We start from the raw sequence: 21327 nt of genomic DNA on the forward strand, positions 1-21327 counted from the left end.
GCCCAACTGGGACCTCGCGGGGTGTGGCTCGCGTCTCAGGCGGCGTGCAGGCTTCCGTCGGAGATGCGGACCGTGCGGTCGACGAGTGAGTTCGGCACCCGCACATGCGAGATGAGGACGACGGCGCGGTCCGCGTCGACGGCGGAGAGCAGATCTCGCATCAGCGCGTCGGATGCTGCGGGGTCGACCCCGGCCGTCGGCTCGTCGAGCACCAGCACGGGGAAGCCGTGCAGCAGCGCACGTGCGAGCGCGATGCGCTGCGCCTGGCCGCCCGAGACGAGAGCGCCGTGCTCGCCGACGCGCGCATCGAGACCCCCGCGCTCACGGAGCCAGCCGCCGAGACCGACGCGCTCGAGCACCGCCTCCAGCTCGGCGTCGGTCGCGGTGTCGCGGGCGAACAGCAGGTTCTGGCGGATGTCCTCGTCGAAGAGCATCGGCTGCTGTTCGCACAGTCCCACGGTCAGGCGTACGTCGTCGGGGGAGAGCTCGCGGACGTCGGTGCCCCCGACACGGTAGCTGCCGTCGATGTCGAGGAAGCGGACCAGGGCGTGCGCGAGCGTCGACTTGCCCGCCCCGCTCGACCCGACGACGAGCAGGCGCTCGCCGGGACGGACGTCCAGATCGATCCCGGCGAGCGTCGGCCGATCGTCTCCGGGCCACGTCACCGACACGTCGCGCAGGCGGAGTCCGTCGCCGAGGGCGGGCGCGACACCCGCGGGGGCGACGCTGCTCTCGACGAGACCGGCGGGGATGCCGCTCGGCACGGTCTCGGCGATGCGCTCCGCAGACGCGTGGACCTGACGCCACGAGGCCGCCGCGAGCGGAACCGTCTGGAAGACCTCGAACACGGCCATCGGCACGAGCACCGCGACCGCCAGCCACGGACCGCCGAGGGCGGCGACATCCGGTGCGGTGACGATGACGGCGAGGATCGAGGCGGCGCCGGCGGCGAGCGAGACGATCGCCGCACTGCCGGCCTGCGCGCCGGCCCGGCGGACGACGGCGCGGCGGAGATCGGCGTCCGCGGCTTCGACACGCCGACGGCTCTGCTCCTCGGCTCCGTATGCCAGCAGCACGTCGAGGCTTCCGAGGTGGTCGGCGACGGCGTCGGCGAGCCGGGCACGGAGCGGCGCGATCGTCCGTTCCGCGCGGGCTCCCGCGACCCAGCCCCAGCCGGTGGCCGCAGCTGCCGCGATGACGAGGCAGCCCAGCAGAGTCAGGCCCGCCGGCCACGACACCGTTGCGACGAAGACCACGGCGGCGAGGGCGACGGTGGCCGACGCCACGAGCGGTTCCACGACCCGCAACGGAAGGTTCTGCAGGTCGTCGACATCATCGACGAGAGCAGACAGCGCGGATCCGCGGCGGATGCGGCCGAGCCCGTCGGGGGCGAGCGGGATGAGGCGACGGACGAGGTCGGTGCGCGTCGCGGCGAGCTGACGCAGCGCCGCGTCGTGCGACGTGAGGCGCTCGAGGTAGCGGAAGACGGCCCGCGAGATCGCGAACGCACGCACTCCGACGACGGCCGCCATCACGTACATCACCGCGGGCTGCTCGCTCGCGCGCACGATGAGCCACGCGCTGCACGCGAGGAGAGCGACGGCGGAGGCCTCCGTGGCGAACCCCGTCGCGAGGGCGCGCCAGAACCGTCGCGGCGAGGGCATCGCGCCGCGGAGCACGTCGGACGTCGTGGTCATGCCGTCACCTCGGATCGGGGTCGCACATCGACCAGCACATCGGCGATCGTCCGGGCCGACTCCCGGTGCGAGATGAGCAGCACCGTCGCGCCGTCGTCGGCGACGCGACGCAGGCTCTGCCACAGTGCGGCCTCGGTCTCGGCGTCGAGGGCGGCGCTCGGCTCGTCGAGGGCGACGACCGGCGCGCCGCCGCTCGCGTGACGGAAGAGAGCGCGGGCGACGGCGACGCGCTGCGCCTGACCCCCGGACAGGCCTGCGCCACGAACGCCGAGCTCCAGGGCCGGGTCGATGCCGTCGGCGCCGGCAGCCGCGAGAGCACGGGCGACGGCCCGCTCGCCCTCCGGACCCGGCGCGCGCTCCGAGGAGGCGCCGAGCGTGACGTTCTCGGCGACCGTGCCGGCGATGAGCCCCGGATCCTGCCCGGCCCAGGCGAGCCACGAGGCGGGCGGCGGGAGCTGCGCACCGTCGAGGGTCAGCTCGCCCTCGAACGGGGCGACACCGCGCAGCGCGGCGAACACGCTCGACTTGCCCGCGCCGCTCGGACCCGACAGGAGCGTGATCGTGCCGGGCGTCGCCGCGAACGACACCGGCGGGAGCAGAGCGTCGCCGCGGCGCACCCGGAGACCACGAGCGCGCAGAACGCCGTGCTCTGCCGTCGCGCTCGTCGCGGCATCCGTCGAAGCGGCGCCCGCAGCACCCTGCAGCGGAAGGGCGCGTGCCGCGTCGAGCACCTCGAAGACGTCGTCGGTGGCGGCAACCCCCTCGGCGGCGGCGTGGAACTGGACGCCGACCTGACGAAGCGGAAGGTAGGCCTCGGGGGCCAGCAGCAGCACGAAGAGTCCGACCGACAGTGCGAGCGAGCCGTCGATGAGCCGGAATCCGATCGAGACCGCCACGATCGCCACGGAGATCGAGGCGAGGAACTCCAGGGCGAAGCCCGACAGGAACGACACCCGCAGCACGCGCATCGTCTCGATGCGGTAGTTCTCGGTCACCCGCTCGATCGAGGCCGCCGCCCGGTGCTGCCGGCCGAACACCGTGAGCGTCGAGAGGCCGCGGACGGTGTCGGCGAAGCGGGCGGCGAGCTGACGGAGCGTCTGCCACTGCGCGCGCTGCACCGCCCGGGTGGCCAGACCGATCAGCACCATGAACAGGGGGATCAGCGGCATCGTCAGCAGCACCGTGAGTCCCGAGATCCAGTCGCTCCACCAGATGACGGCGATGAGCACCGGCGTGGCGATGACCGTCAGGACGAGCTGCGGCAGGTAGCGGCCGAAGTACGCGTCGAGGGCGTCGAGACCGCGGCCGGCGGTGACGGCGAGCTGAGCGGAGTTGCGGCTCGCGAGCCAGCCGGGCCCGAGGCGCCCGACGGCGGAGGTGAGGCCGCCGCGCAACTCGCTGCGGACGCGGGCCGCGGCGCGCGCCGAGACGGCTTCGCGCAGCCACAGCAGCCCGGCGCGCGCGGCCACGACAGCGGCGAGGGCGGCGAGGATCCGCATGAGGTCGCCCATCGGCATCCCGCCGATGGCCCCGACGATCGCCTGGGTGGTCAGCCAGGCGAACCCGACGATGACGGCGGTCTGGGCGAGGCCGATCGCCCCGATCGCGACGAAGAAGACGCGCGAGGTGCGGGCGTAGCGCAGCAGCCGCGGATCGACGGGCCGCCCGCTCGAGCGCGCGGGCGCCTCGGAGTCGTCCATGCTCACCCTTCGATCCTGCCTTACCCCGGGACCGGGATGCCTCGGGCCCGGCGCGATCGCGCGGATCCGAGGCATCCCGTCGCTCGGTCAGTGGGTGACGAGCTCGGCCTCTTCGATCCGTGCGCGCGTGACGCGCTTGCGGAAGACCCAGTAGGTCCAGCCCTGGTACAGGAGCACGAGGGGCAGGAAGATCACGGCCGCCCACGTCATGATCGTGAGCGTGTAGTCGGTCGACGAGGCATTCTCGATCGTCAGGTTCCACGCCGGGTCGGTCGAGGACGGCATCACGTTCGGGAAGAGCGACAGCCACAGGGTCAGCACGGCGAACATCACGGTGCCGGCGCCTCCCGCGAAGGCCCACCCCTCGCGGCCCCGGGCATTGGCGAGGATGGCGCCGATCAGCATGACGGCGGCCACGGCGGCGGTGACGAACACGAGCGGCAGGAGCGGCGCCTGCGCCTGCATCGCCGACAGGACGGTCCAGGCGAGGAAGACGGCGGCGGCGACGAGCGTCAGCAGTCCCGACTTCGTCGCGAGCCGTCGGGCCTGCTCGCGGACATCGCCGTCGGTCTTGAGGGCGACGAAGTACACGCCGTGGGTGAAGAACAGCAACAGCGTCACGACGCCGCCGAGCAAGCCGTAGGGGTTCAACAGCGTGAACAGGGTGCCCGTGAACTCCTTATCGGCGTCGATCGGCACACCCTGCACGATGTTGGCGACCGCGACACCCCAGAGGAAGGCGGGGAGCGCCGAGCCGACCACGATCATGAGGTCGAAGCGCTTGCGCCAGGTGGCGTCGTCGCGCTGGTGGCGGTACTCGAACGAGACGCCGCGCAGGATCAGGGCGATGAGGATCAGCAGCAGCGGCAGGTAGAACCCGCTGAAGAGGGTCGCGTACCACTCCGGGAACGCCGCGAACAGGCAGGCGCCTGCCACGATCACCCAGGTCTCGTTGAGGTCCCAGACCGGGCCGATGGTGTTGATGATCTGGCGACGCGAGACGTTGTCCTTGCCGAGGAAGGGCAACGACATCCCGACGCCGAAGTCGAAACCGTCGAGGACGAAGTATCCGACGAAGAGCACTCCGACGATGAAGAACCAGACGTATGCGAGATCCATGTGGTGCTCCTCAGTAGACGGTGGTCTGGGTGTGGGAGGCCGCAGGGTCTTCGGCCTCGGGCGAGCCCGGCTCGGGCAGCGGGTCGGGCCCCTTCTGCGCGGCCTTGCGGATGAGCCCGAACTCGACGACCGCGAGCGAGGCGTAGACCGCGGTGAAGGCGATCAGCGAGATGAGCACGGTCCATCCGGGGACGTTGGGTGAGACGCCGTCCTCGGTGAGCATGAGGCTGAAAACGATCCAGGGCTGGCGGCCCATCTCGGTGAACACCCAGCCGACGAGGCTGCCGAGGAGGGGGAGCGGAGCCGACCAGATCGCGACCTTCCACATCCAGCGGGCGACGGGGCGCTGGGCCTTCTTGCGGGTCAGCCAGAGGCCCGCGACCGAGATGAGGGTGGCGACGCCGCCGAGGCCGATCATCCAGCGGAACGACCAATAGGTGACCCACACGATGGGGCGGTAGTCGACGCCGGCCCCGAAGGTCTCGGTGTACTGCGCCTGCAGATCGTTGAGGCCTTCGACGCAGCCGTCGAAGCTGTGCGTCGAGAGGAAGGACAGCAGGTACGGCACGCGCAGCGACCAGATCTCTTCGGTGCCGTCGGGGGTTCCGATGGAGAAGATCGAGAAGGATGCGTCTGCTCCGCACGCGCTGTTGAACATCGCTTCGGCGGCGGCCATCTTCATCGGCTGGGTCGCGACCATCACGAGGCTCAGCTGATCGCCCGAGAGCGCGACGCCGATGAACGACACGATCATGCCCCACATGCCGAACCGCAGCGCGGGGCGCATCGTCTCGATGTGCTGTGCGCGGGAGAGGTGCCAGGCCGCGACCGCGATGACGACGGCGGCGGCGAACATCCAGGCGGCGAAGATCGTGTGCGGGAACGCGGCCAGCACGATCGGGTTGGTGAGGACGGCGCCGAAATCGATGAGTTCCGCCCGTCCGCCGTCGGCGGCCATCTGGTAGCCCACGGGGTTCTGCATGAAGGCGTTGGCCGCGAGGATGAAGTAGGCCGAGAGGGTCGAGCCGAGCACGACCATCCAGATCGAGAACAGGTGGAGCGCCTTCGGCAGCTTGTCCCACCCGAAGATCCACAGGCCGATGAAGGTCGCCTCGAAGAAGAAGGCGAGGAGGCCCTCGAAAGCCAGCGGAGCACCGAAGATGTCACCGACGAAGCGGGAGTATGCCGACCAGTTCATGCCGAACTGGAACTCCTGCACGATTCCGGTCACGACGCCCATGGCGAAGTTGATCAGGAAGATCTTGCCGAAGAGGCGGGTCAGGTGCAGCCACTTCACGTTGCCCGTGCGGTGCCACACCGACTGGAAGATCGCCACGACGAGAGCCATCCCGAGGGTCAGCGGCACGAAGAGGTAGTGGTAGAGCGTCGTCAGACCGAACTGCCAGCGGGCCAGCAGGAGCGGATCGAGGAAGTCCATCGGCAGGTGCCTTTCGGGAGGCGAAGGTTTCGACAGGCTGAAGGTATCGAGTGTGGTTTTCCCCGGTCTCAGGGGCGGCCGGGAATAATGCTACGCGTGGTCTGACCACTTATCAAGGTGCTGTCAGACCACACCGGCCAGCGGCGATTCGCGACAAGCGACCCTCGGGTGCGCTTCGGCCGCTTACGCTCGACCCATGGGGGAGCCGCTCGTCGACAGATTCGCCCGGGTCCACCGCGACCTGCGCATCTCGCTGACCGACCGCTGCTCGTTGCGGTGCACCTACTGCATGCCCGAGCAGGGCAACGAATGGCTCGCCCGCCAGAGCATCCTGACCCTCGACGAGATCGTCGAGATCGCCACGGTCGCCGCCACGGCGGGTATCACGACCTTCCGCCTCACCGGCGGTGAGCCGCTGCTGCGCACCGACCTCGTCGAGATCGTGCGGCGACTCGCGGCGATCGAGTCGCCCGACGGCCCGATCGAGATCGCGATGACCACGAACGGCATCCGGCTGCCCGAGGTGCTTCCCGACCTCGTCGCCGCGGGCCTCGCGCGCCTGAACATCTCGCTCGACACCCTCGACCGCGAACGCTTCCGTGCGCTCACCCGTCGCGACCGACTCGACGATGTGCTCGACGGTGTGCGGGCCGCCCAGGCGTCGGGGCTGCGACCGCTGAAGATCAACGCCGTCGCGATGCGCGGCGTCAACGACGACGAGCTGGCCGACCTCGTGGCCTTCGCCGTCGCGCACGACGCCCAGATGAGGTTCATCGAGCAGATGCCCTTGGATGCCGGCCACACCTGGGACCGGTCGAGCATGGTCACTCGTGAAGAGATCCTCGAGGCGCTGTCGGCGCGCTGGAGCCTCGACCCCGTCCCGGGACGGGGCGGTGCGCCTGCCGAACGGTGGCGGCTCGACGGCGGCCCGCACACCGTCGGGGTCATCGCGTCGGTGACGGCGCCGTTCTGCGGTGCGTGCGATCGGATGCGGCTGACGGCCGACGGCCAGCTGCGCAATTGCCTGTTCTCGATCGACGAGTACGACCTGCTCCCGGTCCTGCGCTCCGAGATGTCGCCGGGGGCGCGGGCCGAGCGGATCGATCGGGTGCTGCGCAACTGCATCGCGGGCAAGAAGGCCGGTCACGCGATCGACGATCCCGGGTTCCTCCAGCCCGCTCGGGGGATGAACGCCATCGGCGGCTGACCGGCAACCACCGGGGGAAAGGCGACCCCTGGGTCGTCGCGATCGTCACGGTCGGGCGTCGACGACCTCGCGGCGGCTCCCGGGTGCGGTCAGGCTGGCGCCTCCAGCCACGGCGATCGCGGCGGCTGCGGCGAAGACGATCGCCGGCCCAGCGACGGGGAGCAGGGCGCCGAGGGCTGCGGCGCCGACCGCCTGCCCGACCATGAACGTCACGAAGAGCAGGGCCGTGCCGGCCGCCGCGTGCCCGGCGTCGATCTGGGTCGTCCACCCGATGAGGGCTCCCGAGGCCGTGACGTAGGCCCACCCGAACACGGCGCACGCGCCGAGTGCGAGGACCGTGCGGGTCGGAGCTGCGCCGAGGGCGAGGGTCGCGCCGGCGATGAGGACGGCGCCGACCAACCAGAGCGTCCGGGGCTGCAGGCCCGCGACAGGTCGCGACGTGACGATGACGGCGGCGCCGCCGCATCCGAGCACGATCCAGGCGAGCACCGATTGCGTCGGCGCTCCGCCGGCATCGACCAGGATGGTGCGGCCGTAGTTCCAGATCGCCGCCGCGCCGATTCCGAGGAGGACGGATGCCGCGATCGCGGGGCGATGCGCCGCCCACCATGCTCGCGGCGGAACGAGCGCGGCCCGGCCCGTCCGCTCGTCCTCCGATGGGCCCCTCGGCGGGCGATCGGCAGCGAGGACGGCGATCCCGGCGACGGCTGTGGCTCCCGCCGCGATCAGCCAGCACAGCCGCCAGTCGGGGGTGAGTGCCAGGGCGATGGCGCCGGCGATGACCAGGCCGGGGCCGGTTCCCGCGTTCACGACGGCTTGGGGCGTGCTCGACGCGCGATCGGCGAACGAACGTGCGACCAGTCGCACGAGCGCGGGCGAGGCGAGCCCTGCGCCGGCAGAGGCGATCGCCGCCGCGGGGGCGAAGACTGCGGCATCCGTTGCTGCCGAGATCCCGACGGCCCCGCCGCTCGCCGTGAGGGTCGCGGCGATGACGAGCACGCGGGGGTGGCGCTCGGCGGCGAGGAAGCCGACGCATGCGGCGAGGGCGTAGACGATCGACCCTGCAGCCGAGACGAGACCGGCCGCGGCGGCGTCGACACCGAGGTCGGCGCTCATGTCGGGCAGATGAAGTCCGAAGGCGAGGCGGACGAGGCCGTAGGTCGCCGCGATGAGCGCGACTCCCGAGGCGACGAGCCCCCATCGCCAAAACGAAAACGATCGTTTCACTCTCCCGAGCATAGAGTGCTGGCATGGGAATGCGGCCGCGCACGGAGGAACGCATCCTCGACGCCGCCGAGGACCTCTTCTTCACGCGAGGCATCGCCGCGACCCCGATCGACGCCGTGATCGCCCGTGCCGGGGTCTCGGCGGCGACGCTCTACCGCGGATTCGCCAGCAAGGAAGCGGTGCTCGCCGCAGCGCTCGAACGCCGGCAGCGGGCCTGGCTCGAGACATGGGACGCCGCTATCGCGCGCAGCGACGACGACGAGGGGCGACTGCTGGCGGTGTTCGACGCGCTGACGGCGTTTCGCGACGAGCCGCGCGGATCGCGCTGGTGCGCGTTCCTCGGCGCGGCCGCGGAGTACGCCGATCCGCCGCCGGAGGTGGCATCCGCCGTCCGCGCCGACACCGTCGGCATGCGCACCCGACTGACCGAGCTCGCCCGGCCGATCGCGGGCGCCGACGCGGGCGAGCTCGCGGAGCGACTGCTTCTCGTCGTCAGCGGCGACCTGGCGATGCGGTTGCGCGAGCGGAGCCACGACACCGATCTGGCGCGCTCGACGGCGGCGATGCTGATCGCGGCCTCGCGGCGCTGACGGCAGGCCCGCGCCCGGCGTGCTCGGGATCAGTCGTGCGTGGTGGCGGCGTGAAGCAGCTGGATGATGCACACCGACGGGTCGCACGAGGAGCGCATGCCGTCGACGGCGAGGGGGCCGCCCGCCTCGGTGAGCACGCCCTGCAGCAGGCTGAGGTGGACGCTGCACAGCACTTCGCGATGGTCGGCCTGCGCCGTCGCGTGCGCGCACGGGGTGAGATCGACCGTCAGTGCGGTGTCGTCGATGATCGGGTCGAAGCCCTCGTCCTCGAGCTCTTCGACGAGGGCGTCGATCTGGTGCAGGGCGCGGGTCTCGAGCACGTCGGGGACGTCGAGGGTGAGGACGCGGCGCATGAGGTCGCCGCGCTGCGCGGCATCCCGCACCTTGCGGCGCTGGATCGCGCTGCGGGTGGCGTCGCCGTCGGCGGCGCTGTAGAGCACGCGGGGGCGGCCGCGGGTGGTGCGGTGTTCCTTCTCCGCCACGATGAAGCCATCGGAGATCAGGCGTGCGAGGTGCTCGCGGATGGTGTTCGGGTGCAGGTCGGTCGCCTCCTGCAGCTCGAGGATCGTCCGGCGGGGCTGCTCCTGGATGAGGTGCAGGATCTCGACGCGGGAGTAGCTCGAGATGGCGCTGTATCCGACTGTCGCGGTGCTCATAGGACTCATTAAACACGGAAAACACGCTGTGGTCTTACCACACCGTGAAATTTGTCGGTTTGCTCGCGCGGTCGAGCGCTTCGGTGGGCGAACCTCGGAGGAAACGGCGAACCTCGGAGCCTGCGGCCTCAGGGCTCCGAGGTTCGCGTGATTCTCCGAGCCGGGCGTCGCGTGTCGTGTCCGGCCATGGTCAGGGTCACGCGACGAGCGAACGGCGAGCGGCCAGCGCGACGGGGATGTGGCCGGCAGCCAAGACGAGTGCCGAGCCGGCCATCCACGGGTTGTCGAGCCAGACGGCACCGGCCAGGAACGCCACGACGGGAGTCACCGCCATCGGCACCGGTATCCGGAGCAGGGACGCGTAGAGCATCGCCTGACATCGCCCGGCCCGGAGGAAACGGATCCACAGCCCGTAGTACGTCGCGAGCGCCACGGCCGTCGGAAGCGCCCACCACGGTCGGATGCCGCCCGGTTCGGTCATGGCGGGGACGACGAGGCAGAGAGCCTGTCCGGCGCGTTCCAGCCAGGCCAGCGGCACCGGCACCCGAGCATCGGGCGCCGGGCCTCGTGGCGGCCAGGCGATCAGCAGCGCATTCGGCGCGAGCACGGCGATGCTCGTCATCAGACCGAGCACCGACCACCCCACGATCCGAACCCTAGCCTGCGGGAACAGGCCCGCCGAGGATGCCCCCGATCAGGCCTCCGGCGTCCAGGTCGACACGCGGGTGAGCTCGGCGACCTCGTCGGCGGTGAGCTCGACGCGTCCGCCGTCGAGGAGGCCCTGCACCTGCTCCAGGCGCGAAGCGCTCGCGATCGGTGCGACCACCGTCGGCTGCGAGCGCAGCCAGGCGAGTGCCGTCGATGCGATAGAGACATCGTGCGCGGAACCGATGCGCTCGAGCGTGTCGATGATCTGCAGGCCCTGCGGCGTCGCGTAGACGGCTGCCCCCTCGGCGCGCGGGGAGTCGTGCCCGGAGGCATCCGTCGACCGGTACTTGCCGGTCAGGAAGCCCTTGGCGAGGGCGAAGTAGGGAACGAGGCTGAGATTCTCGCGCTCGGCGATCGGCACGATCGTCTCTTCGACGTCGTTGCGGTGCACGAGGTTGTAGTGCGGCTGGATGGCGACGGGCCGGGCGACGCCGGTCTCGTCGGCGATGCGCAGCCACTCCTCGATGCGCTCGGCGGTGTAGTTCGACACGGCGATGTGGCGGACGAGGCCGTCGGCGACGAGCTGCCCGAACGCGCCGACGGTCTCGTCGAGCGGGGTCTCCGCGTCGTCGAAGTGGGCGTAGTAGAGGTCGATCGCGTCGACGCCCAGGCGCTTCAGTGAGGCTTCGGCCGCGGCACGAACGTTCGATGCCGACAGGCCGCGGAAGTCGGGATGCTGGCTGACCTTGGTCGCCACGACGACCTCGGGGCGGCTGCGTGCAGCGAGCCACTCGCCGATGATGGTCTCGCTCTCACCGCCGGTGTGGCCGGGGACCCAGGCGCTGTACGAGTCGGCGGTGTCGACGAAGTTGCCGCCGCCCTCGACGAAGGCGTCGAGAATCGCGAACGACGCGTCGCGGTCGGCGGTCCAGCCGAAGACGTTGCCGCCGAGGGCGAGGGGGAAGACGGAGAGGTCGCTGTTGCCGATCGTGCTCATGATGAGTTCAAGGCCCGGGCCGGTGTCGGTATTCCGGCTCGTGCGGTCCAGACGGCCGGACGACGACGCGCCAACTCCTCAGATTCCGACCCGCGGTGCTGTGCCGAGTCCCCGCGAGAGGCGGGACCGGCCGGATCTGAGGAGTTGGCGCGATGCGCGTGCGCAGGTGTGTCAGCGCGTGCGGGTCGAGCCGCGGCGCGAGAACGCGACGTAGATGCCGAGCACGATGATGGCGCCGATGATCGAGCCGATGATGCCCGACGGCTGCAGGAAGCCACCCTCGGGGCTGTGGTTGAAGATGAGGAATCCGAGGAATCCGCCGACGAACGAGCCGACGATGCCGAGCACGATCGTCATCAGGATGCCGATGTTCTGCTTGCCGGGGATGACGGCGCGCGCGATGAAGCCGGCGATCAGTCCGACGAGGATGAGGCCGAGGATCGTCCAGAGCATGGTGCTTCTTCTTTCTTTGCGGGAACAGGTGCCGGTCGGGCACCCGGGGCGGACGACAGGCTATGGCCGTTCCGGCGGAAGCCCGTCGACCTTCCGCCCACGCCCGGCGTGGTTGTACCCTTCCGGGTCCGTATGTGCCGCGAGCGCGCACCGTCGTGGCGAGAACGCACCCGGTATGGTGCCCGTTCGCGGTGAGGGTGCGTGCTCGGGAGGGGTGCCTCAGGCGAGGGACTCGCGCAGCGCGCGGACCCAGGCTGCGAACGCGTCGAGGTGGGCGTCGTGACTGCCGTCGGGGAGGGGCAGGATGCGGGTGCCCGGGCGCCGGGCGCCGAGTTCGGCCTGCTGCTCGGGGGAGAACATGCCGCGGCGGGCGAACACGGCGGTCGTCGGCACCGCGAGGTTCTCCCACTCCGCCCATCGCGGCTCGTGCACCGCGGTGATCACGGCCTGCATGACGTCGGCGTCGAAGCGGGGTCGCAATCCCGACGCTGTCTGCTCGAGGTCGGCGACCCAGGCCTCGGTGAGCGGCGAGTCGCCGAGGAACGACCGGGCGGCGGCAGCGTCGGCGAACGGGATCGGCCACGAGGCGAAGAAGGCGCCGAGGTCGGCGGCATCCTGTGGATCGGCGCTCCCCGCCGGGTGCGCCTCCAGCATCACGAGCCGGCTGACCAGGTCGGGGCGGTGGCTTGCGGCGAGGAACGCGGTGTGCGCGCCCATCGACTGCCCGACCAGCGCCACTCGCTCGCCGGGTGCGAGTCGCTCGATCACGGCGACGGCATCCGCTACGAACGCATCGCGCGAGAGGTCGTCGGGCCGCCGCGTGCTGAAGCCGTGGCCGCGCTGGTCGAGCAGCAGCACCCGGTGGCGGTCGGCGAGTGCCTCGGCGGTCGGCATGAGCTCGCGCGCGCTGCCCGCCAGCCCGTGCAGCAGCAGGACAGCGGGCCCCGACCCGCCCGCCTCGGTCACCGCGAGCGAGACACCGTCACGCTCGATCGTCGTGCGCCGGCGTTGCATCATCCGTCCATTCTCGGATGCCGCGCCCGGCCGGTCAGCGAGAACGCACCGTCTTCGCGAGAACGCACCCCCCACGGTGCGTTCTCGGCGCGAGGCTGCGTTCTCGGCGCGAGCTACGACCAGCGCAGCGGCGTAACCTCGCCGGTCTCCCAGTCGCGACGGAGGATGCTGTACGCCACCGACCCCAGCGGCTCCGCCCCCTCGACGGGCCATCCCTCCCGGTAGTACGCCTCTTGCACCCAGCCGCAGGCCTCGAAGACGCGTCGCATCGCGCGGTTGTCTTCGCGGGTCTGCCCCTCGAAGCGGTCGACCTCGGGCATCGTCGTGAACACGTGGTCGGCCGCCGTCTTCACGACCTCCTTGGCGAGGCCGCGTCCGCGCCAGGGCGAGGCGAGGCGCAGGTCGAACAGCGGTGCGCCGTCGCTGATCTCCTCGAGACGGAAGAAGCCGATGCGACCGTGCTCGACGTGGTCGATCCAGAACGAGTCGTTGTCGTCGTCGCGGTACCGACCGTCGGCGATGCCGTCCTCGACCTGCTCGCGCGTCGGCCGGGTGCCGACGTGGAACGGGAACACCTCGCCGGTCATGAACGCGATCAGTTCCTCGCGGTCGGCTCCCGCCGGGTCGATGCGGACCAGCGTGATGGTGCCGCGCGAACGGGCGGCGTCGGATGCCGGGTGGTCGGGGGTGTCTTCATCGTGCACGCGATCCACGCTAATCGACCGAGGCTGGGCCGACCGAGGTCAGAGGGCGTGCTGTTCCACTCGCAGGAGCCAGTCGCGGACGAGCGGGGCCACGGCATCGGGGCGCTCCAGATGCACGTTGTGGCCGGCGCCATCGAGGACGACGAAGGTCCCCCGGACGTAGTGGTCGGCGACGCCGAGTCCATCCTCGAAACCGACGACGTGGTCCTGACGCCCGAAGACGTGCAGGCTCGGCGCTGTGAACGGGACGTCGGTGCGTTCGGGGGCGTATCCAGCCGAGTACGACGAGGCGATCCGGTCGAGGACATCCGCGTCGGACCCCTGGATGCCGGGCAGCACGAACCTCTCGAACGCGGCCAGCGCTTCGGGGGTCTGCAGCACCGCCATCTCCGCGAAGTCGTCCCGGAACGAACCCGCTCGGGAGAGCACGGACTCGTTCGCCACAACGATCTCGCGCGGGGGCAGTCGCCGCTTGTCGTGGTCGAGCTCGAACACGCCGGCGAGAGTCGCCAGCCCGCGGCACTGAGACCGGAGCTCATGCGCCACGTGACGTGCGACCATCGCGCCGAACGAGTTGCCGACGATAGCGAACGGGCCGCCTGCGGCGATCGCTTCGACCTCGTCGCGGACAGCGTCGGCGACCTCTCGAGGCGTACTGAGACCCTGATCGGTCGTGCCCTCCGCCCACGGGAGATCGAGGTAGACGCGTCGCCACGGGCGGTCGGCCGCCCATTCCTCCAGGGGAAGGAGGATGCGGTGATCGACGCCGAACCCGTGCACCGCGATGAGCGGAATGCCCGAGCCACGCTCCGCCGCGATCATCGCGGCTGCAGCGCCTCGCTCTTCCAGCCGAGCGCCGGCGCGACATACTTCGCGAACGACTCGACGATGCGCAGGTTGAACTCGACGCCGAGCTGCGAGGGGATCGTCAGCATCAGGGTGTCGGCGCTCATGACCGCGGCATCCTGCAGCAGCTGCTCGACGAGCACGTCGGGCGTCGCGGCGTACGTCTTACCGAACGTCGAGCGCATGCCGTCGATGTAGCCGATGCCGTCCTGCTCGTTGCTGCCGCCGAAGTACAGCTCGTCCTCGGCGGTCGTGATGGGGAAGACCGACCGGCTGACCGAGGTGCGGGGCTCACCCGGATGCCCGGCTTCGCGCCACGCGGCGCGGAAGGCATCGAGCTGCTGGGCCTGGAGGATGTCGAACGGCGTGCCGTCGGCCTGGGTGAGGAGCGTGGACGACATCAGGTTCACCCCCCTGCGACCCGCCCACTCGGCGGAGTCGGTGTTGCCGGCACCCCACCAGATCCGCGAGCGGAGTCCGGGGGAGTGGGGCTCGACCCGCTGCTTCCCGCTGCCGCCGCCGAAGGGGCTGTTCGGGTCGCGCTCGGCGAGCCCCTCGCCCTCGATTGCGCGGAGGAAGGTGTCGAAGTGCTCGCGTGCGATGTCGGCGCCGCGGGGATCCGCCGAGCCGGTGTACCCGAACGCCTCGTAACCGCGGACGACGGTCTCGGGTGACCCACGGCTCACGCCGAGCGCGAGTCGTCCGTCGGAGATGAGGTCGACGGCCGCCGCCTCCTCGGCGAGGTAGAGCGGGTTCTCGTAGCGCATGTCGATGACGCCGGTGCCGATCTCGATGTTCTTCGTCCTCGCGGCGATCGCGGCGAGCAGCGGCATCGGAGACGCCTGCTGTCGCGCGAAGTGGTGCACCCGGAAGTATGCGCCGACGGCGCCGAGATCATCCATGCCCTGCGCGAGGTCGATCGCCTGTCGCAGCGAATCGCCGGCGGTGAGCTCGCGACCTCCGCCCAGCGGACCGTAGTGACCGAACGAGAGAGTGCCGAAACGCTGCATGTCAAGCCGCAACGTCGGCGGCCCCGTTCGCATTCCCTCGTGCATAGGCTGGGCGAAACCGACCCCGGGAGGTGTCATGGTCCAGGTCCGCGTTCTCGGGGTCGCACTCGATCCCGCCCAGCAGCACGTGATCCTGCTGAAGCCCGTCGATGCGCTGTCGGACCGGATCCTGCCGGTGTGGATCGGCTCGCAGGAGGCGACGTCCATCCTCGTCGCGGTCGAGGGGGTGTCGCCGCCGCGTCCCCTCGCGCACGACCTCATGATCCGGCTGCTCGACGCGACAGACGCCACGGTCGATCGCGTGGAGGTCACCCGCATCGACGACGGCACGTTCTACGCCGAGGTCACGGTGACCGCGCTCACCGGTTCGCGGGTCGTCGACGCCCGGCCCTCCGACGCGATCGCCCTCGCCTCGCGTGCCGGGGCGCCGATCTTCGTCGCCGACGACGTGCTGGCCGAGGCGGGGATCCCCGACACGGTCAGCGAGGCTCCCGAAGGAGCCGAGACGCCCGAGGCCGCGGAGCAGCGCGTGGCGGAGTTCCGCGAGTTCCTCGACGACATCGATCCCGACGACTTCCGCGGCTGACCGACCGGTCCGACCGAGCCGGCGCAGCCGCATCCTCGATCCATCACCCCCGACGAAAGGAACACCCATGTCCCGCATCCTGATCATCGGAGGCCACGGCAAGGTCGCGCTGCGACTGGAGCCGATCCTCGCCGAGCGCGGCGAGACGGTCACCGCCGTCATCCGCAACCGCGACCACGAGGGGGATGTCGCCGAGACCGGCGCCACGCCGCTCGTCGCCGACGTCGAGTCGTTCGACGTGGACCAGATGACCAACCTGTTCAGCGGCAACGATGCGATCGTCTGGTCTGCAGGAGCCGGGGGAGGGGATGCCGCCCGCACCTGGGCGGTCGACCGTGACGCCGCCATCCGTTCGATCGATGCGGCGGCCGCCGCCGGCGTTCGTCGCTACGTGATGGTGTCCTACTTCGGTGCCGGGCTCGATCACGGCGTGCCCGAGGACGACTCGTTCTACGCCTACGCGCAGGCCAAGGCCGAGGCCGATGCGCACCTGCGCGAGAGCGGACTGGACTGGACGATCGTCGCGCCCAGCGGCCTGACGCTCGACGAGCCGACCGGCAAGATCACGGTGGGTGGCTCGGGTGAGGAGTCCGTGCCGCGCGGCGATGTCGCGGCGGTCATCGCCGCGGTCCTCGCCGAGCCCGCGACCGTCGGCCGGATGATCGAGTTCACCGGTGGAGACACCCCGATCGAAGCGGCGCTCGCAGCCGACTGACGGTTTTTGTTAGGGTTGCCTTGCCTCATCGCGCCCGCCGCGAGATCGACCCGAGGGAAGGCCCCACATGCTGTCTCGTCCTGTCCGGCGCGCCCTGAGCGCCGCCGCCATCTCGGCCGCCGCGGCCCTCGTCGTCGCCGGCTGCGCCGCGCAGCCATCCGCTGCCGACGCCGCCCCCGAGGCCAGTGCCGCCCCGCGTACCGTCGAGCACGCTCGCGGCGTCACGGAGGTGCCCGAGCAGCCCCAGCGCGTGGTGACCCTCGAGCCGCTCGAGCTCGACACCGCGGTCTCCGTCGGCATCACGCCGGTGGGGGCCGCGGTCGCCAGCAACGTCGCCGGGATCCCGGCTTACCTGGGCGTCGACGGCGTCGAACCCGTCGGAACGGTGCCCGAGCCCGACCTCGAGGCGATCGCCGCGCTGAAGCCCGACCTCATCCTCGGAACCGAGGCGCGCCATTCGAAGCTCTACGACCAGCTCTCCGCGATCGCACCCACCGTCTTCATCGCGACGCAGGCCGACCCATGGCGCGACAACGCCGAGCTGATCGGTGAGGCGCTCGGACGCGAGGACGAGGTCGCCGCGCAGATCACCGCCGTCGACGACCGCTGCGCTGAGATCGGTTCTGCCCACGACCTCGACGGCAAGACGGCGCAGGTCATCCGCCCCCGCGACGAGACGACGCTCAGCCTCTACGGACCCGTCTCGTTCGCGGGCAGCCTGCTCGAATGCGTCGGATACACCACGCCCGAGCACGACTGGGCCGACGGGCTGCAGGCCGACATCTCTCCCGAGAACATCCTCGACGCGCGTGCCGACGCGGTCTTCGTCACGGCCTCCGACACGACCGACGCGTCGGCGGTGCCCGCGGCGATCACCCAGAACGCGGATGCCTTCCCGTCGGTGACCCTCGTCGACACGAGCACCTGGGTGGCCGGCGTCGGTCCGCGCGGAGCGCAGAGCGTGCTCGGCGACATCGAGCGCTTCCTCGACGGGCGGTGAGCTCGAGAGCCGGACGCGCCGCGGCGGGTGCCGCGATCGCCCTGGCCCTGGTGCTCGTCGTCGCGGCGTCCCTCGCCGTCGGGGCGAATCCGCTGTCGCCGGGCACCGTCATCGGGGTGCTGCGCGGCGATGGGTCGCCCGAGGCGACGTTCGTCGTGACCGAGCTCCGTGTTCCGCGGACGGTCGTGGGACTCCTCGCAGGCTCCGCCCTGGGCGTCGCCGGGGCGTTGATGCAGGCCTTCACCCGCAACCCGCTCGCCGATCCCGGCATCCTCGGCGTCAACGCCGGAGCCGCACTGGCGGTCGCGCTCGGGATGTCGGTGCTCGGTGTCCGGGCGACGTCGGGTGCGGTGTGGTTCGCGTTCGTCGGCGCGCTCGCCGTCACCCTCGCGGTGTACGTGATCGGCTCGGGCGGGCGCGGGGCGGCCGGCCCGATCCGGCTCACGCTCGCGGGCGTCGCCCTCGGCGCTGTGCTGTCGGGCATCACGACGGGCATCGTGCTCAGTGATCCCGAAGCGTTCGACGCGATGCGCAGCTGGAACGCGGGGTCGCTGCTGGGTCGCGGGTGGGACACGATCGTGCCGGTCGCGCCCTTCATCGCCGTCGGAGTCGTTCTGGCGCTCGTGCTCGGCGCCGGTCTCAACGCCGTCGCGCTCGGCGACGACGTCGCTCGTGCGCAGGGCGCGAACCTCGCCGGCATCCGGATCGGCGTCATCGTCGCCGTCACCCTCCTCGCGGGTGCTGCGACGGCACTCGCGGGACCGATCTCGTTCGTCGGGCTCATGGTGCCGCACATCGCGCGCTGGCTGTTCGGCGCCGATCACCGGATGATCCTCGTCGTCAGCGCGCTGCTCGCACCCATCGTCGTGCTCGCCGCGGATGTCGTCGGGCGGGTGCTCATCGCCCCCGCTGAACTGCCGGTCGGCATCGTCACGGCGTTCGTCGGGGCTCCCATCCTCATCGCGCTCGCGCGTCGACGTCGGGCGAGCGCCCTGTGAGCGGCGGGCCGCGGATGCTGCGGCTGCAGGCCGGTGCCGTGCATGTGCCCGTGCGTCTGCGCAGCGTCGTCGTCGGAGCGGGTGCCCTCGTCGTCGCTGCGGTGCTGCTGGTCGTCGCACTCGGTGCCGGCACCTTCCCGGTTGCTCCCGGCGATGTGGTCGCGGCGCTGGTGGGGGCCGGCGACGACGCGCTCGTCGAGACCGTCGTCCGCGAGTGGCGGCTGCCTCGTGCGCTCGGAGCGCTCGGTGTGGGTGCGATCCTCGGGATCGCGGGCGCGCTGTTCCAGACCGTCACCCGCAACCCGCTCGCGAGCCCCGACATCCTGGGGCTGTCGAGCGGAGCCTTCACCGGGATGCTCGCCGCCCTCGTCCTGGTGTCGTCGAGCTGGCCGGTGCTCGTGGGCGGCTCGCTGATCGGTGCCCTCGCCACCGCCGTCGTCATCTGGGCGCTGGCCTGGCGCGGCGGGCTGCAGGGGTTCCGCCTGATCGTCGTCGGCATCGGGGTCTCGGCGATGCTCGCATCGCTCAACACCTGGATGCTGCTGCAGATCGAGCTCGAGACCGCGATGTTCGCGTCGGCCTGGGGTGCGGGAAGTCTCAACGGGGTGACGGCACCGGCGGTGGCCGGCGCGCTCGCGTGCGCGGCCCCCTTGGTCGTCGCGTCGTTCGCGCTCGTGCCGCGGCTGCGGCAGCTCGAGCTCGGTGACGACCTCGCCGCGGCGACGGGCGCACGACCGCACCTCGTGCGCACTCTCGCGCTGCTGGTCGGGGTCGTGCTGGTCGCGGCCGCGACGACCGTGGGCGGCCCGATCGCCTTCGTCGCGCTGGCGGCTCCGCAGGTGGGCCGCCTGATCGCGCGCACGCCGCACCTGTCGCTCGGGCTCTCCGCGCTCGTCGGCGCCGTGCTGCTGATCGCCTCCGACCTCATCGCGCAGCACGTGCTGCCCGCGCCGCTTCCCGTCGGCGTCGTCACCGTCTCGCTCGGCGGCGCCTACCTCGTCCTCATGATCGTGCTGGAGGTCCGCCGCCGTGCCTGACCCGTTCCCATCGGCGACATCGCTCGCCGCCGAGTCCGTGACCCTCGCCTACGACGGCGCCGAGATCGTCCGCGATCTGTCGGTGCGGATCGAGCCCGGGTCGTTCACGGTCATCATCGGTCCCAACGCCTGCGGCAAGTCGACGCTCCTGCGCGGCCTGTCACGTCTGCTCGCACCGAGCGCCGGGACCGTCGTGCTCGACGGCCGGGCGATCTCCGAGCTGCCCGCCAAGGAGGTCGCCCGACGGCTCGGGCTGCTGCCGCAGTCGGCGGTCGCCCCGGAAGGCATCACCGTGCGCGAACTGGTCGGACGCGGGCGCTATCCGCACCAGAACCTCTTCCGGCAGTGGTCGGCCGACGACGACTCGGCCGTCGACGAGGCGCTTGTCGCGACGGGGACGATGCCGCTCGCATCACGACCCGTCGAGGCGCTCTCGGGAGGCCAGCGGCAGCGGGTCTGGGTCGCGATGGTGCTCGCCCAGCAGACGGGCCTGCTGCTGCTCGACGAGCCGACGACCTTCCTCGACGTGGCCCACCAGGTCGAGCTGATGGAGCTCTTCGCCGAGCTCAACGAGCGCGGCCGTACGATCGTCGCCGTGCTGCACGACCTGAACCACGCCGCCCGGTACGCGAGTCGCATCGTGGCGATGCGCGACGGGCGCATCCTCGCCGAGGGTCCGCCGCCCGAGGTGATCACGAGCGAGCGGGTGCAGGAGGTCTTCGGGCTCGCCAACGTGGTCGTCGACGATCCCGTCACCGGCGGACCGCTCGTCGTCCCGCTCCGCGCGCGTCGGTCCGGGGCGGGCGCGGGGGAGGAGTCAGCGTGAGCGCCGAGCGGCCCTGGGCGTACAGCGCCTTCGTCGTCGAGGTCGCCGGCGTGGCCCGCCTCAGCCCCGGCTTCGTCCGCATCACCCTTCGCGGCGAGGCTCTGGCGAACTTCGCGCCGTGGGGGCTCGACCAGCGGATCAAGATCGTGCTGCCCTTGCCGGGCCGTCCGCACCCCGGGCTCGCGGAGTTCGGCCTGCTCGATGAGCCCACCCCGCATCCCTCCGACTGGTACGCCCGGTGGAAGGCGCTCGACGAGAACGACCGCAACGTGCTGCGCACCTATACGCCGTCGGCGATCCGCGTCGCCGAACGAGAGATCGACGTCGACTTCTTCCTGCACGAGCCCGTGGGCCCCGCCTCCGCGTGGGCTCTGGCCGCACGGCCCGGCGACCCGCTCGTCATCACGGGGCCCGACGTGCGAATGGAATGGACGGGATACGGCATCCATTGGACGCCGGGCGAGGCGACCCGGTTCCTCCTCGTCGGCGATGAGACGGCGTTCCCCGCCCTGCGGAACATCGTCTCCGCGCTGCCGCAGGCGACGCGGCCGCACGTGATCGTCGGTGCGACCGACCCCGCCGATGACCTCGTTTCCGACGTGCTCGCCGATCGCGCGCTCGTGACCCGCGTCGAGCATCGCGCCGGTGACGACGCCCTCGCCACGGCCGTGCGGTCGTGGGCCGCGGAGCACGGCGCCGCGGCGGCCGCCGACCCGGGGTTCGGAGTGTGGCTCGCGGGCGAGTCGGGCGTTGTCACCGGCATCCGCCGGTTCCTCACGAACGACGTCGGCATCGCGAAGGATCGCATCTCGTTCCTCGGATACTGGCGGTACGGCGGCCCCCTCGTCGGCTGACGGCG

The 21327-nt window shown here is 71.3% G+C and carries 22 protein-coding genes; 9 read left to right on the top strand and 13 right to left on the bottom strand.

Going from position 1 to position 21327, the window contains the following annotated elements; genetic code table 11:
• Window positions 1-35: 35 nt before the first annotated feature.
• From cydC to QUC20_RS04335, 4 genes are all read right to left on the bottom strand, one after another.
• The gene (gene cydC, locus QUC20_RS04320; protein ID WP_289331045.1) at window positions 36-1697 is read right to left on the bottom strand and encodes a thiol reductant ABC exporter subunit CydC; all 1662 of its coding nucleotides are present in this window, start codon (window positions 1695-1697) and stop codon (window positions 36-38) included.
• Complete coding sequence (gene cydD / locus QUC20_RS04325; protein WP_289331470.1) at window positions 1694-3397, bottom strand: thiol reductant ABC exporter subunit CydD; 1704 nt, start codon at window positions 3395-3397, stop codon at window positions 1694-1696. The genes cydC and cydD overlap by 4 nt, the downstream gene beginning before the upstream one ends.
• Window positions 3398-3484: 87 nt before the next feature.
• Entirely contained in the window at window positions 3485-4516 is a 1032-nt protein-coding gene (gene cydB / locus QUC20_RS04330) for a cytochrome d ubiquinol oxidase subunit II (protein WP_289331046.1), read from the bottom strand.
• A gap of 10 nt (window positions 4517-4526) precedes the next feature.
• Window positions 4527-5954, bottom strand: coding sequence for a cytochrome ubiquinol oxidase subunit I (locus QUC20_RS04335; protein WP_120263217.1), 1428 nt, complete (start codon window positions 5952-5954; stop codon window positions 4527-4529).
• A 196-nt stretch (window positions 5955-6150) separates the two neighbouring features.
• Here QUC20_RS04335 and moaA point away from each other — a divergent pair, with 196 nt between their 5' ends.
• On the top strand, window positions 6151-7161 hold the full coding sequence (gene moaA / locus QUC20_RS04340) for a GTP 3',8-cyclase MoaA (protein WP_289331047.1): 1011 nt from the start codon (window positions 6151-6153) through the stop codon (window positions 7159-7161).
• A 45-nt stretch (window positions 7162-7206) separates the two neighbouring features.
• On the opposite strand, the gene QUC20_RS04345 is transcribed toward moaA, so the two are convergent.
• Complete coding sequence (locus QUC20_RS04345; RefSeq protein ID WP_289331048.1) at window positions 7207-8388, bottom strand: MFS transporter; 1182 nt, start codon at window positions 8386-8388, stop codon at window positions 7207-7209.
• A 23-nt stretch (window positions 8389-8411) separates the two neighbouring features.
• Here QUC20_RS04345 and QUC20_RS04350 point away from each other — a divergent pair, with 23 nt between their 5' ends.
• Entirely contained in the window at window positions 8412-8978 is a 567-nt protein-coding gene (locus QUC20_RS04350; protein WP_289331049.1) for a TetR/AcrR family transcriptional regulator, read from the top strand.
• A 29-nt stretch (window positions 8979-9007) separates the two neighbouring features.
• Here the strand turns inward: QUC20_RS04350 and QUC20_RS04355 are convergent, their stop codons facing one another.
• The 8 genes from QUC20_RS04355 to QUC20_RS04390 all read right to left on the bottom strand — a co-directional run bounded on the left by QUC20_RS04355 (window position 9008) and on the right by QUC20_RS04390 (window position 15306).
• Entirely contained in the window at window positions 9008-9634 is a 627-nt protein-coding gene (locus tag QUC20_RS04355) for a helix-turn-helix transcriptional regulator (protein WP_120263213.1), read from the bottom strand.
• A 196-nt stretch (window positions 9635-9830) separates the two neighbouring features.
• Complete coding sequence (locus tag QUC20_RS04360) at window positions 9831-10280, bottom strand: hypothetical protein (protein ID WP_120263212.1); 450 nt, start codon at window positions 10278-10280, stop codon at window positions 9831-9833.
• 48 nt (window positions 10281-10328) lie between these two features.
• Window positions 10329-11279: an aldo/keto reductase gene (locus QUC20_RS04365; protein ID WP_120263211.1), complete on the bottom strand. Its 951-nt coding sequence runs from the start codon at window positions 11277-11279 to the stop codon at window positions 10329-10331.
• A 171-nt stretch (window positions 11280-11450) separates the two neighbouring features.
• On the bottom strand, window positions 11451-11732 hold the full coding sequence (locus tag QUC20_RS04370; RefSeq protein WP_120263210.1) for a GlsB/YeaQ/YmgE family stress response membrane protein: 282 nt from the start codon (window positions 11730-11732) through the stop codon (window positions 11451-11453).
• Between the two features lie 219 nt (window positions 11733-11951).
• The gene (locus QUC20_RS04375) at window positions 11952-12749 is read right to left on the bottom strand and encodes an alpha/beta fold hydrolase (RefSeq protein ID WP_289331050.1); all 798 of its coding nucleotides are present in this window, start codon (window positions 12747-12749) and stop codon (window positions 11952-11954) included.
• 110 nt (window positions 12750-12859) lie between these two features.
• Window positions 12860-13450 (bottom strand): GNAT family N-acetyltransferase, encoded by a 591-nt coding sequence (locus tag QUC20_RS04380; protein ID WP_259455224.1) that lies wholly within the window; start codon window positions 13448-13450, stop codon window positions 12860-12862.
• Between the two features lie 39 nt (window positions 13451-13489).
• Window positions 13490-14272 (bottom strand): alpha/beta fold hydrolase, encoded by a 783-nt coding sequence (locus QUC20_RS04385; protein WP_289331051.1) that lies wholly within the window; start codon window positions 14270-14272, stop codon window positions 13490-13492.
• Window positions 14269-15306 (bottom strand): LLM class flavin-dependent oxidoreductase, encoded by a 1038-nt coding sequence (locus QUC20_RS04390; protein ID WP_289331052.1) that lies wholly within the window; start codon window positions 15304-15306, stop codon window positions 14269-14271. Before QUC20_RS04390 ends, QUC20_RS04385 begins: the two co-directional genes overlap by 4 nt.
• A 76-nt stretch (window positions 15307-15382) precedes the next feature.
• Here QUC20_RS04390 and QUC20_RS04395 point away from each other — a divergent pair, with 76 nt between their 5' ends.
• From QUC20_RS04395 to QUC20_RS04425, 7 genes are all read left to right on the top strand, one after another.
• Window positions 15383-15892: a bifunctional nuclease family protein gene (locus tag QUC20_RS04395; protein WP_120263206.1), complete on the top strand. Its 510-nt coding sequence runs from the start codon at window positions 15383-15385 to the stop codon at window positions 15890-15892.
• A gap of 67 nt (window positions 15893-15959) precedes the next feature.
• Window positions 15960-16607, top strand: coding sequence for an SDR family oxidoreductase (locus QUC20_RS04400; RefSeq protein WP_289331053.1), 648 nt, complete (start codon window positions 15960-15962; stop codon window positions 16605-16607).
• A 67-nt stretch (window positions 16608-16674) separates the two neighbouring features.
• Complete coding sequence (locus QUC20_RS04405) at window positions 16675-17607, top strand: ABC transporter substrate-binding protein (protein ID WP_120263204.1); 933 nt, start codon at window positions 16675-16677, stop codon at window positions 17605-17607.
• A complete protein-coding gene (locus QUC20_RS04410; protein WP_289331054.1) occupies window positions 17604-18605 on the top strand; it encodes a FecCD family ABC transporter permease in 1002 nt (333 codons plus the stop codon). Before QUC20_RS04405 ends, QUC20_RS04410 begins: the two co-directional genes overlap by 4 nt.
• Window positions 18602-19642, top strand: a complete 1041-nt coding sequence (locus QUC20_RS04415; protein ID WP_259455223.1) for a FecCD family ABC transporter permease — start codon at window positions 18602-18604, stop codon at window positions 19640-19642. The genes QUC20_RS04410 and QUC20_RS04415 overlap by 4 nt, the downstream gene beginning before the upstream one ends.
• Window positions 19635-20468 (top strand): ABC transporter ATP-binding protein, encoded by an 834-nt coding sequence (locus QUC20_RS04420; RefSeq protein WP_289331055.1) that lies wholly within the window; start codon window positions 19635-19637, stop codon window positions 20466-20468. The genes QUC20_RS04415 and QUC20_RS04420 overlap by 8 nt, the downstream gene beginning before the upstream one ends.
• Window positions 20465-21322: a siderophore-interacting protein gene (locus QUC20_RS04425; RefSeq protein ID WP_289331056.1), complete on the top strand. Its 858-nt coding sequence runs from the start codon at window positions 20465-20467 to the stop codon at window positions 21320-21322. Before QUC20_RS04420 ends, QUC20_RS04425 begins: the two co-directional genes overlap by 4 nt.
• The last annotated feature ends 5 nt before the right edge of the window (window positions 21323-21327 follow it).

Origin of the sequence: Microbacterium arborescens, assembly GCF_030369635.1 — a bacterium.
In the GTDB taxonomy this organism is placed as follows: Bacteria; Actinomycetota; Actinomycetes; order Actinomycetales; family Microbacteriaceae; genus Microbacterium.